This window comes from Actinoplanes sp. NPDC023936, from assembly GCF_040639325.1.
In the GTDB taxonomy this organism is placed as follows: domain Bacteria; phylum Actinomycetota; class Actinomycetes; order Mycobacteriales; family Micromonosporaceae; genus Actinoplanes.
In genome coordinates, this window is record NZ_JBEZZR010000009.1 from 220,489 (window position 1) to 233,994 (window position 13,506).

Genomic DNA, 13,506 nt, shown 5'->3' on the forward strand with positions numbered 1-13,506 from the left:
AACTGCGACGTACATCACTCGCGAAACTACGAAGGAGGCTCCGCATGACGACGCTGTCCCTGGCGACCGTCCTCGCCGAGGCCGCGCGCCGCCATCCCGACAAGGTGGCGATCGTCGATGCCGGCGGCGAACGGATCACCTACCGCGAACTCTGGGCGCAGACCCGGGCGTACGCGGCCGGCCTCCGCGAGCTCGGCATCACGCCGGGCGACACGATCGCCGTGATGATCCCGAACGTCGCCGACTTCCCCCGGGTCTACTACGCGGCGCTCACGGTCGGCGCCCGCATCGTGCCGATCTCGCTGCTGCTCACCCCGGAGGAGGTGGGTTACGTCCTCACCGACAGCCAGGCGAACCTGATCGTCACGCACTCCGCGTTCCTGCAGGCCGGCGGCGCGGCGGCACAGGCCACCGGGACCCGGCTGGTCAACGTGGGCCCGCTGCCGGCCGACCTGCCGAACGCTCCGGCCCGGCTGGAGGAGCTGGCGGCGAAGGTCGAGCCGGTGCACACCTACGTGACGACGGAGGCCGAGGACACCGCGGTGATCCTCTACACCAGCGGGACCACCGGCAAGCCGAAGGGCGCGCTGCTCACCCACCTCAACCTGGTGATGAACGCGGCCGTCAACGTCTTCGACGTGCACCCGCTGACCGGCGACGACGTGGTCCTCGGCTGCCTGCCGCTGTTCCACACGTTCGGCCAGACGGTCGGGATGAACGCCACGTTCCGGCTGGGCGGGACGCTGGTGCTGCTGCCCCGGTTCTCCGGTGAGGCGGCGATCGAGCTGATGCTCAAGGAGAACGTGACGATCTTCCACGGCGTGCCGACGATGTACATCGGCCTGCTGGAGGCGGCGCCGAAGGCCGACCGCCTGCCGCGGCTCAAGCTCTGCGTCTCCGGCGGCGCGTCGCTGCCGGTCGCGGTGCTGGAGAAGTTCGCCGAGGCGTTCGGCTCACCGATCTGGGAGGGTTACGGGCTCTCCGAGACGTCGCCGACCGCGACCACGAACCAGCCGGTGTTCGGCGCGAAGCCGGGCACTGTCGGGCACCCGATCTGGGGCGTCGAGGTGGAGATCGCCCGGCCGGAGGTCCCGGAGCGCATCGAGTTCCTGCCGGACGGCGAGCTCGGCGAGATCGTGATCCGCGGGCACAACGTCTTCGCCGGGTACCTGAACCGGCCGGAGGCCACCGCCGAGGCCCTGGTCGACGGATGGTTCCGCACCGGCGACCTGGGCGCGCGGGACGAGGAGGGATTCATCCGGATCGTGGACCGGACCAAGGACCTGGTGATCCGCGGCGGCTTCAACGTCTACCCGCGGGAGGTCGAGGAGGTGCTGGCCCGGCATCCGGCGATCCAGCAGGTCGCGGTGATCGGGGTGCCGGACGCCACGCTCGGCGAGGAGATCTGCGCGGTGGTGGTGTGTGAGGACAAGGGCGTCACCGAGGAGGAGCTGATCGACTGGTCGAAGGAGCGCCTGGGCAAGCACAAGTACCCCCGGCAGATCCGGTTCGCCGAGACGCTCCCGCTCGGGCCCAGCATGAAGGTGCTGAAGCGGGAGCTGCGCCAGCAGTACTCACACCAGTAGCGAGGGCAGCTCCGCCACGATCGGCTTGTCGGCGGGCAGCCACGGGACACTGTTCAACTGGTCCACGGTCAGCCAGCGCATGGACGTGTGCTCCAGCGCCTCCGGGACGTCGCCGTCCAGCAGGGCGGCGGCGTAGACCCGGAGCACGGCGCGGCCGTGGGCCAGTGGCACATCCGGGCCGACCCGGTCACCGACCTTGACCCGGACGCCCAGCTCCTCCACGCACTCGCGGGCCAGCGCCGCCTCCTCGGTCTCCCCCGGCTCCACCTTTCCGCCCGGGAATTCCCATTTGCCCGCCGCCTCGGGGGGCGCGCTGCGCTGGCAGGCGAGCACCCGCCCGTCGGTGATGATCACCGCCGCTACGATCACCCTGGGTGATGGCGAGGTTTTGACGTTCGGTTCCGGCGGCATAGGAACAAAGATCGCACAAAAGTTCACCGATCAGGTTGCCCGCTGGTGCCCCGATCGTCACGCAAACACGTATATGTGGGCGTGGACAGAGGTGGTCCGACGGACGAAACTGTGGGGCACCGACCATGACGACACGGCGACAGTTCGGCCACAAGCCGGCAACGACGCCAAGGGGGGTGCGGCTGATGCGGTCCAGACGACGCCGGGGCAACGGCGCCGACTACCTGAGTGACGCGATCGCGCTACTGGGCGGGTGGACACGAGACGGTGTGCAGTTGCGGCGGGATCTCCCGTGCGACGACAGTCAGCATGCCGCATTGACCGAGCGGATCAAGGTGGCGGCGGACACACTCGCCATCCGGCCCAGCATCCGGCGGGTCGACGGTCACACTCAGATCTGCCTGGGGTCCTCCGACGGCACGGCGATTACCGATGGTGAGGTCACGCTGGCCGCCCGGATCGAGGACTTCTACCGCACCGTGGTGGAGCGTTCGTAGATATCCGGCGATACGCTGCGCCGCATGAGCGACGTGGTGTACGACAACAAGGGTCAGCTGGAGCAGATCCAGAGCGGGCTGCTCGAGGGTGAGCAGATCATCGCGGTCTACGACGCGATCGGTGCGGGCACCGGTTTCATCGGCCTGACCAACCGCCGGATCATCGTGCAGGACAAGTCCTTCGTCGGGAAGCGGTTCGCCATCACCAGCATCCCGTACGCGAAGGTGAGCAGCGTGAGCGTGGTCAGCAACAAGAGCTGGGCCGGCCAGTTCTTCTCCTCCGGCACCATCGCGATCACGGTCGGCACCCACGTCTACGAGATCGAGTTCCGCGGGTCCGACAAGGCGCACCAGGTGCACAACCTGATCCTCAGCCGCGCGTCCTGAGTCCTGTCCTGCTTGAGTCCTACCCTGCTGAGCCCTACCGCCCGCCGACCGCCTGCGTGAGATCCCAGACGTAGCGCCGGCCGGCGGGTTTCTCGTCCCGCCACACCACCTCCCACCGGCCCCGGTCGTCGCGGTGCGGCTCGCCCATCCGGCCGTACCCGGAGCGTTCCTTCACACTCGGTGGCTGGTCGCTTTCGGGGAACGAGAACGTCACCGCGAACCGGGTGAACGCCGACGGGGTGCCGCTCACCGTCGGCAGCCGGTCCTCCCAGGCCAGCTGGTCCCAGCCGCGCTCGCGCAGCGGCCGCCACAGGCCCTGCGGCCGGTACTCCACCTGCCACTCGGTGGGCGTGGTCATCGCCGGGTCGAAGATCAGCCAGATCCGCAGCAGCCGGGCCTGCTCCAGCGGCAGCACGGTTATCGTGCCGCCGACCGGGCGCAGCGTCCGGAACGAGATCTCGTCGAGCCGGGCCAGCCGGTCGGTGTCGGTGGGCACGATCGGCCGCATGGTCCGGTGCGTGACGAGCGGCTCCGGCGTGGTGATCCGCTTCTCGACGATCCGGTCGCTGTCGTCGTCCGAGCCGACCGTCACGAGCACGTCCAGGGTCTCCGAGAAGAGCGGCTTCTCCCGCTCGCTGATCCGCTGGATGGCGTCGAGGTAGTGCTGGTGGCCGGCCTGCTGCAGGGTGAGCGACTTCGTCGCTTCCAGGAGTTCGGCGCGCAGCTCACGGATCTTGACGACGAAACCGATCTGCCAGACGCGCACCACGAAGTAGAGAAGGCTGGCGAGGAAGACCGCGGTCAGCACCCACTGGGCGGTCCGGGTCGGGATGCCGGCGAGCTGGGCTACGCCGGAGGTCAGGCCGATGAGCGCCATGAAGACGGTCAGAGGGCCTCGGAACAAGGCGTGATACTTCTCTGCCATCGGGACAATGATGGCGAAAGACTACTTACCGACAAATACCTAAAAAGAGTGACAAGACTCGTCCAGGTTCGTACGGACGTACCACTCGCTCATGCCACTTCGAGCCACCCGGGACGGTTACCGACGGGTAACCATTGCTCCCCGATTTCGGGTCGCCGCATGCTACCGGAGGTCCCACCCTCTACCCCCCGGAGGCGATCACGGTGCTGGCTCACCTCGCGCGCCCGCTGACCAGGAGATACCGCACCGAGATGCTCGGACAGGACCTCGGCGGCGTCCCGGCCGGCCCCGGGGGTGGTGAGGGCGGCCAGCCGCACCGGATCGCCGGCAACGCCATCTTCGCGGTGGCGTTCCTGCTCTCCGCGGTGCTGGTCGGTCTCGCCACGGTCGCCCTGTACTGAGCCGGCCGCGGCGGACCATCGCTCAGCGGCAGCTGCCGCCTTCTCCGCCACGCACGGACATCGCACTCCTCGGTTGGGCTGCACTCCTCGGTTGGGCTCCGGTGCGGACAACGGAGCTGGTCACGTCCCGGTTGCGGGTTCAGATTATCGGCAGGACGCGGGTCGGCAGGGCGGTCTCGACAACCGAGCCGTCCGCCGCGCGCTTCAGCTCGTACCCGAGCGGGCCCTCCCGGTCGGCCACCACCTCGTCGAGCCTGGTGCCCCGGTAGACCAGGCCGGCGCCGTCGTCGGTCGCGTACCCGTCGCCCAGCGTCCCGTCGCCGATCAGCTCGTGCATCTTCGGCCGGCGCTGCTCCTCGGCGTCGTAGTGCACGCCGTTGCTGTACGGCAGCCAGCCCAGTCCCTCGGTGAACCCGCGCAGCTCCAAGCCGTAGCTGTCGGTGCTGCCACCCTGGTGCCAGCAGATCGAGCCGGCCGACACGCCGCTCATCACGACGCCGGCCTGCCACGCCTCGTACAGGATCTCGTCGAGGCCGTGCACCCGCCAGAGCGCGCAGAGGTTCGCCACGCTGCCCCCGTCCACCCAGACGATGTCCTGGGACAGGATGTGCGCGCGGATGTCCTCGACGTTCGGCATCGGGAACAGCTGCAGGTGGGACATGGTGAACTCGGTGCCCGCGAAGGCCGCGTAGAACGCGCCGATCCGCGATTCCGGGTCGCCCGTCGCCTGGGTCAGCACGCATATCTTCGGCGCCGTGCGCGCGTTCGCCAGCTCGGCGGCGAAGTAGTGGACGGCGCCCGGGCGCAGGCTCATCGGGCCATGGCTGCCGCGCCGGAAGAAGGCGCTGGTGGCCAGAATAGTGGGAACGTCAGCGGTCACCGCAACATCATGGCGCACGCGTCGACGGTCTCCAGCACGAGATCCGCGGCGATGTCGATGGCCAGGCTCAGGTGCAGCGGGTCACCGCTCACCGCGGCGAACGCCGTGTCGACCCGGGCGGCGAACCGGTCCGGCGCACCGGGCAGCGCTCCGGCCGCGGCCACCGCGCCCTTCTCGTTGATCAGCCACCGGCCGGCGGCGCCGTGCAGCGCGTGCGCGCACACGCCGGCCAGCCGGAACAGGCAGCCCGCCACGTACGCGCTGTCGCCGCGGGTCACCGCCTTGCGGGCCAGGCCGAGCAGGAAGTCGGCCTCCCAGAGGCCGGCCACCAGCGCTTCGGCGAGCGGCCGCGGAAAGACCCGGACGCGATCCTGGAGGGCGGCGAGCTCACCGGACGGGTCACTCAGGACGCGGCCCAGGGCCAGTTCCCCCGGGTACGAGAAATCGGGCACCCCGAGGGGATGACCGGCTTGGGAGTGGAACGCGTACCGTCCCCGCTCCGCATCGGCCCAGCACCGGTGCACCCGGTCCAGGTCCCGATAGATCCAGTCCACCGCGCCGCCGCCGATGGTGAGCCAGCCGCCGCCGTCGACCCACGGCCCCCACCCGCCCGGCTCGGTGACCGTCGCGCCCGCACCGCCGGCCTCCACCGCGAGCCGGCCCAGCCCGACGGTGTCCAGCGGCACCCGGTAGTAGAGGCCGAGGTCGGTGTCGGAGTCCGGCGTGTGCGTCCCGCGAGCCCGGCTGCCGCCGAGCACCACACCGCACACCCCTGGCACGGCGGTCAGTCGGGCGGCGAGTTCGGCCAGATCGGCGTCGGACGGTGCCATGCCCCTACGGTGGATCCCCGGGCCGGGCGGCGCAATCACCGGTGGTCATCGACACAGCGTGCCGGGCTCCCGGCGTACCCGGTCAAGGGTCTCCGGATCGAGAAGCGCGAGCTCCTCGCGGGTCAGGACGGCCGTGTCGTCCCGGTCTCCGGTCTCGTCGGTCCCGTCGGCTCCGCCGGCCCCGTCGGCCACCGGTCCTCCGGTGTCGCCGGAACCGTCCTCCGGGCAGACCGCCGAGCGGCCCAGCGGCATACAGAGCCGCAGCAGGCCCTCGCAGGACCGGTCCGCGGGACGCCGGGCGCCGAAGACCACGATCCGCGGCTCCGGAGCGCGGGTGACCTCGGTGCCGATCAGGATCCGGGCGGTCGGCCGGCCGTCGGTGAGCGTCACCAGGTAGCGCAGGGTCTCCTCGCCGGTCAGGCCAGGCGACTCGATCTTGCGAGTGCCGCGGGGCAGCGACGGGTCCCGGATCACCTGGGTCGGGAACGGGATGTCCCGCGTCTCCACGTCGGTGCGCGTGGTCACCACCGGTTCCGCGACCGAGGACTGTGCGGGCGCGCGGTGCGGCGTCGCGCGCTCGGCGGGCTTCTTCCCGGCGGTACGGGCGGGGCGCGGCCCGGTCCGGTCGGCGCGCTCGTCGTCCACCCGGGCCCGGCTGAGCTGGGCCGCGCCGGCCACCGCCCCCGCAGCCGCCGTGGTCGGTCCCGTGCGCGGCGTCCCCGGCGTGTGCCGCTGAGGCAGTGGCTCGGCCGCGGCCGCCGCCCGGCTCACCACCTCCGGGCTCTCCTCGAGCCGGGGCGCGCCCAGGTCGGGGTCGGCGATCCCGGCGTCGGCCGTGGCGACGGTTCGCGAGTCGTCCCCGGACAGGGTGACCACGCCGGCCACCCCGGCTCCGGCGAGCACGAGCAGCGCGGTCGTGCCCGCGGTCATCCGGACACCGAACGGCAGACGAGCCCACCAAGACTTTCGTGGCATTTCGAGCAGTTGCTGAAGAGAGTCACTAGTTGTCTGGTTTTGCACCGAAGTATTGTGACCCTTCTTCGCCCGCAGGCAAATCACCACAATGTCCCCCAAACTGCTGACGCCCGCTGCCCGTGACCTGGTTCACGCGTTGCCCCGGCGAGGCGGAAAGTCGACAGAGGGCGGCAGGCGCCCGGTCGTACGATCGACGTCATGTCCGCCACCACGACGCCGGCGCCCGCGGCGGGGCCGGTCCCGCTGAGCCCGCAGGAGGAGGCAGTCATGCGCGCGCTCGGCCGATTCCTGATGGTCATGCCCCGCGCGCTGGACGCCGATCTGATGCGTGAGCAGCGCATGTCCGCGAGTGAATACTCGGTGCTGCGCCACCTCTCGGAGACGCCCGGCCAGATGATGCGGATGAGCGAGCTCGCCGTCGCCTGCGACATGTCGCTGAGCGGGATGACCCGTCTCGCCGCCAAGCTCGAATCCCTCGGCCACCTGCGCCGCACCCGCTGCGTGGAGGACGCGCGCGGCGCCAACGCGGTGCTCACCGAGGAGGGCCTGGCCCGGCTCCGCGAGGCGTGGCCGACGCATCTGGCCAGCGTGCGCCGGCACATCTTCGACCACCTCGACGGCCTCGACCTGGACCGGCTCGCCGCCGCGTTCTCCGCGATGGCCGCCGACACCTGATCGGACATTCCGGCATTTCGCCGCCGGGTTGCGAGAATGGGCCGGTGCTCAACGCCGCCGCCTTCCCCGTCACCCGCCCGGAATCCCGCGACGACCTCCCGGCCCGGTCCGACCTGCCGACCCGCATCGCCCGGATCGTGTCCGAAGTGCTCGCCCCCGCCGTCCTGGTCGCCGCCCTGCTGATGGTCGTCGGCTGGCACGCCGGCGAGACGTCCGGGGCGTCGCACTGGTGGGGCCTGCCCGGCGCGCTGTTCGCCGCGGTCATCCCGCTCGGGTACGTGCTGCACGGCGTCCGCAGAGGACGACTCACCAACCACCACATCCCGGAACGCGCCGACCGCCGCGTCCCGCTGCTCTTCGGCACCGCGTCGCTGGCCGCCGGCCTGGCCCTGCTGGTCGCGCTCGGCGCGCCCCGCGAGGTGCTCGCCCTGCTCGGGGCGGGCGGCTGCGGCCTGGCCGTCTTCGCGGCCGTCACCCACTGGTGGAAGATGTCCATCCACGCCGGCGTGGCGTCCGGCACGGTGGCCGCGCTGACCGCGGTCTACGGTCCGGTCGCGCTGCTCGGCGTGCCGCTGGTGGTGCTGGGCTGCTGGGCGCGGGTGCGGCTGACCGCGCACACGCCGGCGCAGGTGGTGGTGGGCGCGGTGGCCGGCGCCGTCATCGCCGGGACGGTGTTCCCCCTGCTGCGCTGAGCGCCCGCTCGTAGCAGACCGAGAGATCCGAACCCACGTACGCGCCGAACAGCGGGATCTGCCGGTAGCCCTCGCGCTCGTAGAAGCGCATCGCGTCCGGCTGGGCGGGACCGGTCTCCAGCCGGATCGTCGTCCAGCCGCGCTCCACGGCGGCTTCCTCCAGTGCTCGCAGGATCGCCGTGGACACCCCGGAGCCACGGGAGTGCGGAGACACGTACATCCGCTTCACCTCGGCGCTCGTGGCATCCAGCCGGCGCAGCGCGCCGCAGCCCACGGCCTGCCCGCCGGCGACGGCCACCAGGAACAGATCGATGTCGGCGGCCGACGGCGGCGTGCCCGGCTCGTGGTCGCCGGTGCCGTAGCGGGCGTCCAGCTCGGTGCGCTGCGCGGCCCGCAGCGCGACACCGTCCGGGTCGTCCCAGGCGCGAACCTCGACGGAAACACTCATGGCGCCTCTCCCTTCGTAACAAGCGTTACGGTAACATCCGTTACGTGTCCCGATCAGCAGACCGTTCAGCACAGGGCGAGGCGTTGTCCCGGGCGGTGTGGAGCGTGCTCGCCGAGCAGGGCCTGGAGCGGCTCACCGTCCGCGCCGTCGCGGCCGCGGCCGGCTGCACGACGGGCCTGGTGATGCACCGCTTCCCGAACCGGCAGGCCCTCCTGCTGCACGCCCGCCGGCTGCTGCACGAGACCACCCGGGCCCGGGTCGAGTCCCTGGAGTCCTCGGCGGCCGACCCCTGCGCGGCCCTGCGCGCGATCCTGCGCCAGGGCATGGCGCTCGACGAGCAGACCCGGCAGGAGGCGATCGTCTGGATGGGCTTCCTGGCCGCAGCCGTGACCGACACCGAGCTGATCGAGGAGCATCGCCGCAACAACCGCGCCTGGCGCGCCCGCGTCGAGCGCCTGGTCTCGGCCGCCGCTCCGGAGTGGACACCGCAGCGGGTCGCGACGGCGGCGCTCGCCCTGATCGCGATGACCGAGGGCGTGGCGGCCTACGCCGCCGCCGACCCCGCCGCCTTCCCGGCGGCGGAGCAGGAGGCCATGCTGGACGCGGCCCTGGCAGCCCACGGCCTGGCCGGTCGGTCCTAGATCAGGGCCCTAGTCCCCGGGCCGGCCCGGACGCAGCCGCACCGACACGACGTCGCCTTCACCGATGCCCTCGGCCTCCCGAACGGCATCCTTGAGCGGAAGCAGATAGCGGCCGTCGCGGGGAAACAGCGCCGTCCGGAACTCGGTAGCCCCAAGAGTGACCAGAACCGGAACCTGACCCCAGTAGATCAGCGACCGCGCCGCTTCCTTGAGCTCGGCGCTGTCCGCGACTGGCATGCCCACGAAGTAGTACGGCGCGGGCCCGCGCCACTCGATGACCTCACCGTCGAACGCCCACTCCACAGTGACCCATCTAACCAGCCCCCGGCCCGCGTCACTCCTCCAGATCCAGGTACATCACGTGCAGGCCGACCAGGCCGTGCTCGGGATGGTCGAACGCTTTCGGGACGGTGGCCAGCACCGCGAAGCCCAGCGAGCGCCACAACCGGACCGCCACCTCGTTCGTCTCGACCACCGCGTTGAACTGGATGCCGCGGTACCCGGCGCGACGGGCCCAGTCGACGACGTGCTCACCGAGGGCGCGGCCGACACCGCGGCCGGCGTGCGCGGAATCGACCATGAAGCTGGCGGTCGCGACGTGAGCGCCTCGACCGGGCCGGTTCGGACCCATCTTGGCGCTTCCGAGCACGGTGGAGCCCTGCACCGCGACCACGGTCCGGCCCGGCGGGTGTTCCATCCACCACGCGCGGGCCTCTTCCAGGGAGAGATCCGCCGGGTAGGCGTACGAATGCCCCGCCGCGACGATCTCACTGAAGAAGGGGTAGATCGAGGGCCAGTCGCCGTCCTCGGCGTCGCGGATCATCACCGGGTCACCGTAGAACCGACCCGTCACGCCGGGCAACGCGATGGCGTGCCGGGCGAGCCGATGGGCGCCTGCCACCAGGTGACGACACCGGTCACGGCGGTTACCGAGTGCTACGGTGACGAAATGACCGCGGTGCCCGAGTGGATGCGCCCACCCCGGCCAGAGGGGTGGTTCGCCGACGACCTCGACCACCTTCCCGAAGCCCCGCGACACACCGAGCTCATCGATGGAGCACTCGTCTTCATGATGTCCCCCCAGCGGGTCTGGCACGCTCGAATGATCACCGCGCTGGTGAACGCACTGACGAGCCAGGCGCCGGCCGGCATCGAAGTCGACCGAGAAATCACCATCCGACTCGATAAGTGGAATCGCCCGGAACCCGACCTGCTAGCCACAACGGGACCTTACGACCCGAACCGCACCTGTTACACGCCGGACCAGGTGCTCCTCGTCATTGAGGTGGTCTCTCCGGAGTCGGCGCACCGCGATCGAACGGTCAAGCTCCGCAAATATGCGGAAGCCGGCATCCCGCACTATTGGCGCGTCGACGACGAGCACACGTCGCCGGTCGTCCACGCCTACGAGCTCGACGAGCCGACCCGCGCCTACGCGCCGAGCGGCATCCATCGCCACGAATTGCGGACCACGACGCCGTTCGCCATCGAGATCGACCTGGATGGGCTGGTTCCCGGCCGCCGGAGCTGAACCCGGAAGCATCGGGCCGCCGCTCCGCTATCCGGCTTCGGGCGGCCGGGCGTAGTTCGCCAGCGTGGCCTTGCTGGTGCTCGCGTCCTGGAAGGTCAACTCCCACGGACCGGTGTTGACGTCCATATCCTTGCCGAAGCCGAGCCACTTACCCGTCAGCCGGCGCCCCGTCGGTTCGGCAAGCAACTGGAGGGCGCCGTGATAGCGAGCGCCCTTGTAGTGCCCCTGCGGGTCGGTCCGCTCCGTCCAGGTGCCGGTCAACACGGTGCCGTCCACCGTGAGATCCATGGTCAGCGTGGACGCTGCCGACTCCGGCAGCGATCGCACCGTCAGCTGGTCATCATGCTGAATCAATACAACGAAGTGCCGTCCGGCGTACGTGTCCGCCCGGCTGCTGCTGAAGTACTCGTATTCGCTGAGCCACACGCCCGAACAACCACTGGCCGACCGGGCCGGGCCAGTCGCGGGGACAGCGGACCGGCGGACTTCGAGGTCGTGTCCACCACGGCCGTCCTCGACCACCACGACGTCCACGTCCGCAGGGGACACGGCACTGACGGGTGGGAGGCGCAGCGCATGATCAAGGACCTATCCCCCGCACATGGACCGCGGATGTCCTCCCTTCGGTGCAGCTCACTGCGGCCGTCCACAGCGTTGCGAACATTGACGTACCGTCGATATCGGCGGCCGGAGTAGAGGCCGGCCGCCGCACCCTGACCTCTACCAGGGAGCACGGATGACGACCGGCCGAGAGACGTTCGAGCAAGCCCTGGTCCGCCTCCGCGGCGCTACCTCACTGCGAGAGCTGGCCCGCCAGGCCCGCATAGACGCCGGGCACCTGTCCCGCGTGGCACGAGGGGTGCGCCCACCCAACCCAGATCTGGCCCGCGCCCTGGATAGAACGCTAGGAACCGGCGGCCAGCTGGAAGCGATCATCGCGGAGCGAAAGCCCGCGCGGTTCGAGGTCAACGACTTCCGGCCCTGGGAAACCGCCGAGCTCCTCGGCCGAATCCGGGCCAGCGCCATCAACACCGGCACGATTGAATCCCTCGAAGCCACGGTGATTGAGCTGTGCTGCGAGTACCCGACCCGCGATGCCCGGAGCCTTCGGCAGGAGGCGCACGGCTGGCTTGGTGAGATTGACCGGCAGCTGCGCAAACCGGTTGGCCTCGCTGCACACGAAGGGCTGCTTCACGCCGCTGGCTGGCTGGCTCTGCTGACCGGCTGCCTGGAGTACGACATCGGCCAGCGAGCGGCGGCCGAGGCGACCAGGGTGGCCGCGCGGCAGCTCGGCGAGGAGGGCGGGAACCCGGAAATCATCGGCTGGAGTTTCGAGATGTCGGCATGGTTCGCGCTCACCCAGGGCAGGCTCCGGGCGGTGCTCGACGCTGCACGGGCCGGCCAGGCGGCCGCGCCTGGGGGCTCCGCGGCCGTACAGCTCGCCGGCCAGGAAGCGAAGGCCCACGCCCGTGTTCGCAACAAGGCAGGTGTGCGGGATGCCCTGGAGCGCGGGCGGACGCTGCTCGCGTCGCGGCCGGATCCGCTGCGGCCGGACCACCACTTCATCGTCGACCCGGCGAAGTGGGACTTCTACGCGATGGACGCCTATCGCCTCGCTGGTGACGACGCGCGAGCAGCGCAGCACGCGCGAACGGTGCTGAAGCTGGGTGCGAGCCCGGACGGCGAGCTGGCACCGATGCGGATGACGGAAGCCAGGCTGACACTCGCCGCGCTCGCGGCCCGCAACGGGGATCTGGAGCAGGCGGTCACGGCGGGCATCGGGGCACTCAACGGCCAGCGCAAGTCGCTGCCGTCGCTGCTGATGGTCGGCGGCGAGCTGGACGCCGAGCTCCACGAACGGTACCCAGGCGAGTCCGGGCCTGCGGACTTCCGGGAAGCCCTGCGATCGGTCGCTGCCGGTACGTGAACCGCCCTGTTGCCAGCGTTGCCAGATCCTGGCAGCGGGCATCTGGCAGCGCGCCACTACTCCACCTCGCGTGATCGCTCCGTAACGATCAGATGTGCGGCGGTGGACTGGCGTCGATTGGACATCTTCGGCCGGCCCGCTCCCGCGCACAGCGGCGGCGGGCGCTCGCTTCACGGCATGGCCCGCCGTCGCCCCGACCCCGAAGCCCAGCTCGGTGGAGGCGATGAGCGTGACCAGCTACGAGATCACCCACGCGCCGCGGCGCCAGCTGCTGCCATGGCGCCAGGCCTGCCGGTACGACGGCCAGCGGTGGCCCTGCCCTGCTGAGCGCGCCCTACGGACGGCAGGGCGCGGCGACGGCGAGGTCGACGCCTTCATCGATCTGGTCGACGCTCTGGGCGACTGGGCTCCTGCCTGGGCGCGGAGGATGCGATGAACATCGGCAAGCACTACCCGGCCGCGCCGATCGCTCACGACCCGCACCTGTGCGACGAGCCGCCCCCGGGCATCGCGTACCCACCGCACGCCGTGCTCTCCCGCTACCCGAACCTGCGAGCGCACACCTGCATCACCGCCGAGACCCGCGCCAAGGGCCGCCTCGTCGCCCTGGAAGACCCGGACACCGAGCCGCACCCCTACCAGCCGTCGAGCAGAAGCTCCTGCGAGGACGGCATCCCGGCCGCCCGGCCGTTGTGCGCGG

Annotated in this window: 19 protein-coding genes and 1 pseudogene; 11 read left to right on the forward strand and 9 right to left on the reverse strand. The window is 70.8% G+C overall.

From position 1 onward, the window contains the following. The first annotated feature begins 44 nt into the window (after window positions 1–44). Window positions 45–1,586: a long-chain fatty acid--CoA ligase gene (locus tag AB0F72_RS15495; RefSeq protein WP_360430716.1), complete on the forward strand. Its 1,542-nt coding sequence runs from the start codon at window positions 45–47 to the stop codon at window positions 1,584–1,586. Here the strand turns inward: AB0F72_RS15495 and AB0F72_RS15500 are convergent. Next, window positions 1,575–1,997 carry a (deoxy)nucleoside triphosphate pyrophosphohydrolase gene (locus AB0F72_RS15500; RefSeq protein ID WP_360430718.1) on the reverse strand — a complete coding sequence of 141 codons (423 nt, stop codon included), beginning with the start codon at window positions 1,995–1,997 and terminating at the stop codon, window positions 1,575–1,577. The two genes, AB0F72_RS15495 and AB0F72_RS15500, sit on opposite strands and share 12 nt — an antisense overlap. Window positions 1,998–2,182: 185 nt before the next feature. On the opposite strand from AB0F72_RS15500, the gene AB0F72_RS15505 reads away from it, so the two are divergent. Beyond that, complete coding sequence (locus AB0F72_RS15505) at window positions 2,183–2,494, forward strand: 4a-hydroxytetrahydrobiopterin dehydratase (RefSeq protein ID WP_014447501.1); 312 nt, start codon at window positions 2,183–2,185, stop codon at window positions 2,492–2,494. A gap of 24 nt (window positions 2,495–2,518) precedes the next feature. Further along, window positions 2,519–2,881, forward strand: coding sequence for a PH domain-containing protein (locus AB0F72_RS15510; protein ID WP_360430721.1), 363 nt, complete (start codon window positions 2,519–2,521; stop codon window positions 2,879–2,881). Between the two features lie 34 nt (window positions 2,882–2,915). On the opposite strand, the gene AB0F72_RS15515 is transcribed toward AB0F72_RS15510, so the two are convergent. After that, a complete protein-coding gene (locus AB0F72_RS15515) occupies window positions 2,916–3,806 on the reverse strand; it encodes a hypothetical protein (RefSeq protein ID WP_360430723.1) in 891 nt (296 codons plus the stop codon). A gap of 203 nt (window positions 3,807–4,009) precedes the next feature. On the opposite strand from AB0F72_RS15515, the gene AB0F72_RS15520 reads away from it, so the two are divergent. Further along, on the forward strand, window positions 4,010–4,207 hold the full coding sequence (locus tag AB0F72_RS15520; protein ID WP_360430725.1) for a hypothetical protein: 198 nt from the start codon (window positions 4,010–4,012) through the stop codon (window positions 4,205–4,207). 139 nt (window positions 4,208–4,346) lie between these two features. Here AB0F72_RS15520 and AB0F72_RS15525 read toward each other — a convergent pair whose 3' ends face one another. From AB0F72_RS15525 to AB0F72_RS15535, 3 genes are all read right to left on the reverse strand, one after another. After that, window positions 4,347–5,021 (reverse strand): peptidase E, encoded by a 675-nt coding sequence (locus tag AB0F72_RS15525; RefSeq protein WP_360430777.1) that lies wholly within the window; start codon window positions 5,019–5,021, stop codon window positions 4,347–4,349. Window positions 5,022–5,083: 62 nt separating this feature from the next. Beyond that, a complete protein-coding gene (locus AB0F72_RS15530; protein ID WP_360430727.1) occupies window positions 5,084–5,917 on the reverse strand; it encodes a nucleotidyltransferase domain-containing protein in 834 nt (277 codons plus the stop codon). A 45-nt stretch (window positions 5,918–5,962) separates the two neighbouring features. Beyond that, a complete protein-coding gene (locus AB0F72_RS15535; protein WP_360430729.1) occupies window positions 5,963–6,847 on the reverse strand; it encodes a G5 domain-containing protein in 885 nt (294 codons plus the stop codon). 243 nt (window positions 6,848–7,090) lie between these two features. On the opposite strand from AB0F72_RS15535, the gene AB0F72_RS15540 reads away from it, so the two are divergent. Next, window positions 7,091–7,567, forward strand: coding sequence for a MarR family transcriptional regulator (locus AB0F72_RS15540; protein ID WP_360430731.1), 477 nt, complete (start codon window positions 7,091–7,093; stop codon window positions 7,565–7,567). A gap of 44 nt (window positions 7,568–7,611) precedes the next feature. Continuing rightward, a complete protein-coding gene (locus tag AB0F72_RS15545; protein ID WP_360430733.1) occupies window positions 7,612–8,259 on the forward strand; it encodes a phosphoesterase PA-phosphatase in 648 nt (215 codons plus the stop codon). On the opposite strand, the gene AB0F72_RS15550 is transcribed toward AB0F72_RS15545, so the two are convergent. Beyond that, on the reverse strand, window positions 8,225–8,707 hold the full coding sequence (locus tag AB0F72_RS15550) for a GNAT family N-acetyltransferase (protein ID WP_360430735.1): 483 nt from the start codon (window positions 8,705–8,707) through the stop codon (window positions 8,225–8,227). The genes AB0F72_RS15545 and AB0F72_RS15550 overlap by 35 nt on opposite strands. A gap of 44 nt (window positions 8,708–8,751) precedes the next feature. Between AB0F72_RS15550 and AB0F72_RS15555 the strand changes: the two genes are divergently transcribed. Continuing rightward, window positions 8,752–9,348, forward strand: a complete 597-nt coding sequence (locus AB0F72_RS15555) for a TetR/AcrR family transcriptional regulator (RefSeq protein ID WP_360430737.1) — start codon at window positions 8,752–8,754, stop codon at window positions 9,346–9,348. Window positions 9,349–9,357: 9 nt separating this feature from the next. Here the strand turns inward: AB0F72_RS15555 and AB0F72_RS15560 are convergent, their stop codons facing one another. Both AB0F72_RS15560 and AB0F72_RS15565 read right to left on the reverse strand, forming a co-directional pair. Further along, complete coding sequence (locus tag AB0F72_RS15560) at window positions 9,358–9,651, reverse strand: DUF1905 domain-containing protein (protein ID WP_360430739.1); 294 nt, start codon at window positions 9,649–9,651, stop codon at window positions 9,358–9,360. 31 nt (window positions 9,652–9,682) lie between these two features. After that, window positions 9,683–10,174, reverse strand: a complete 492-nt coding sequence (locus AB0F72_RS15565) for a GNAT family N-acetyltransferase (RefSeq protein ID WP_360430779.1) — start codon at window positions 10,172–10,174, stop codon at window positions 9,683–9,685. A 123-nt stretch (window positions 10,175–10,297) separates the two neighbouring features. On the opposite strand from AB0F72_RS15565, the gene AB0F72_RS15570 reads away from it, so the two are divergent. Continuing rightward, a complete protein-coding gene (locus AB0F72_RS15570; protein ID WP_360430741.1) occupies window positions 10,298–10,879 on the forward strand; it encodes a Uma2 family endonuclease in 582 nt (193 codons plus the stop codon). A gap of 27 nt (window positions 10,880–10,906) precedes the next feature. Here AB0F72_RS15570 and AB0F72_RS15575 read toward each other — a convergent pair. Beyond that, window positions 10,907–11,308 (reverse strand): annotated as a pseudogene (locus tag AB0F72_RS15575) (XRE family transcriptional regulator); the annotation flags it as partial. Between the two features lie 307 nt (window positions 11,309–11,615). Here AB0F72_RS15575 and AB0F72_RS15580 point away from each other — a divergent pair. The 3 genes from AB0F72_RS15580 to AB0F72_RS15590 form a co-directional block, all read left to right on the forward strand. After that, window positions 11,616–12,806 (forward strand): helix-turn-helix transcriptional regulator, encoded by a 1,191-nt coding sequence (locus AB0F72_RS15580; protein WP_360430743.1) that lies wholly within the window; start codon window positions 11,616–11,618, stop codon window positions 12,804–12,806. 223 nt (window positions 12,807–13,029) lie between these two features. Continuing rightward, window positions 13,030–13,242, forward strand: coding sequence for a hypothetical protein (locus tag AB0F72_RS15585; RefSeq protein WP_360430745.1), 213 nt, complete (start codon window positions 13,030–13,032; stop codon window positions 13,240–13,242). Further along, on the forward strand, window positions 13,239–13,506 hold a 268-nt coding region (locus AB0F72_RS15590), incomplete at its 3' end, for a hypothetical protein (protein WP_360430747.1). The genes AB0F72_RS15585 and AB0F72_RS15590, both read left to right, overlap by 4 nt.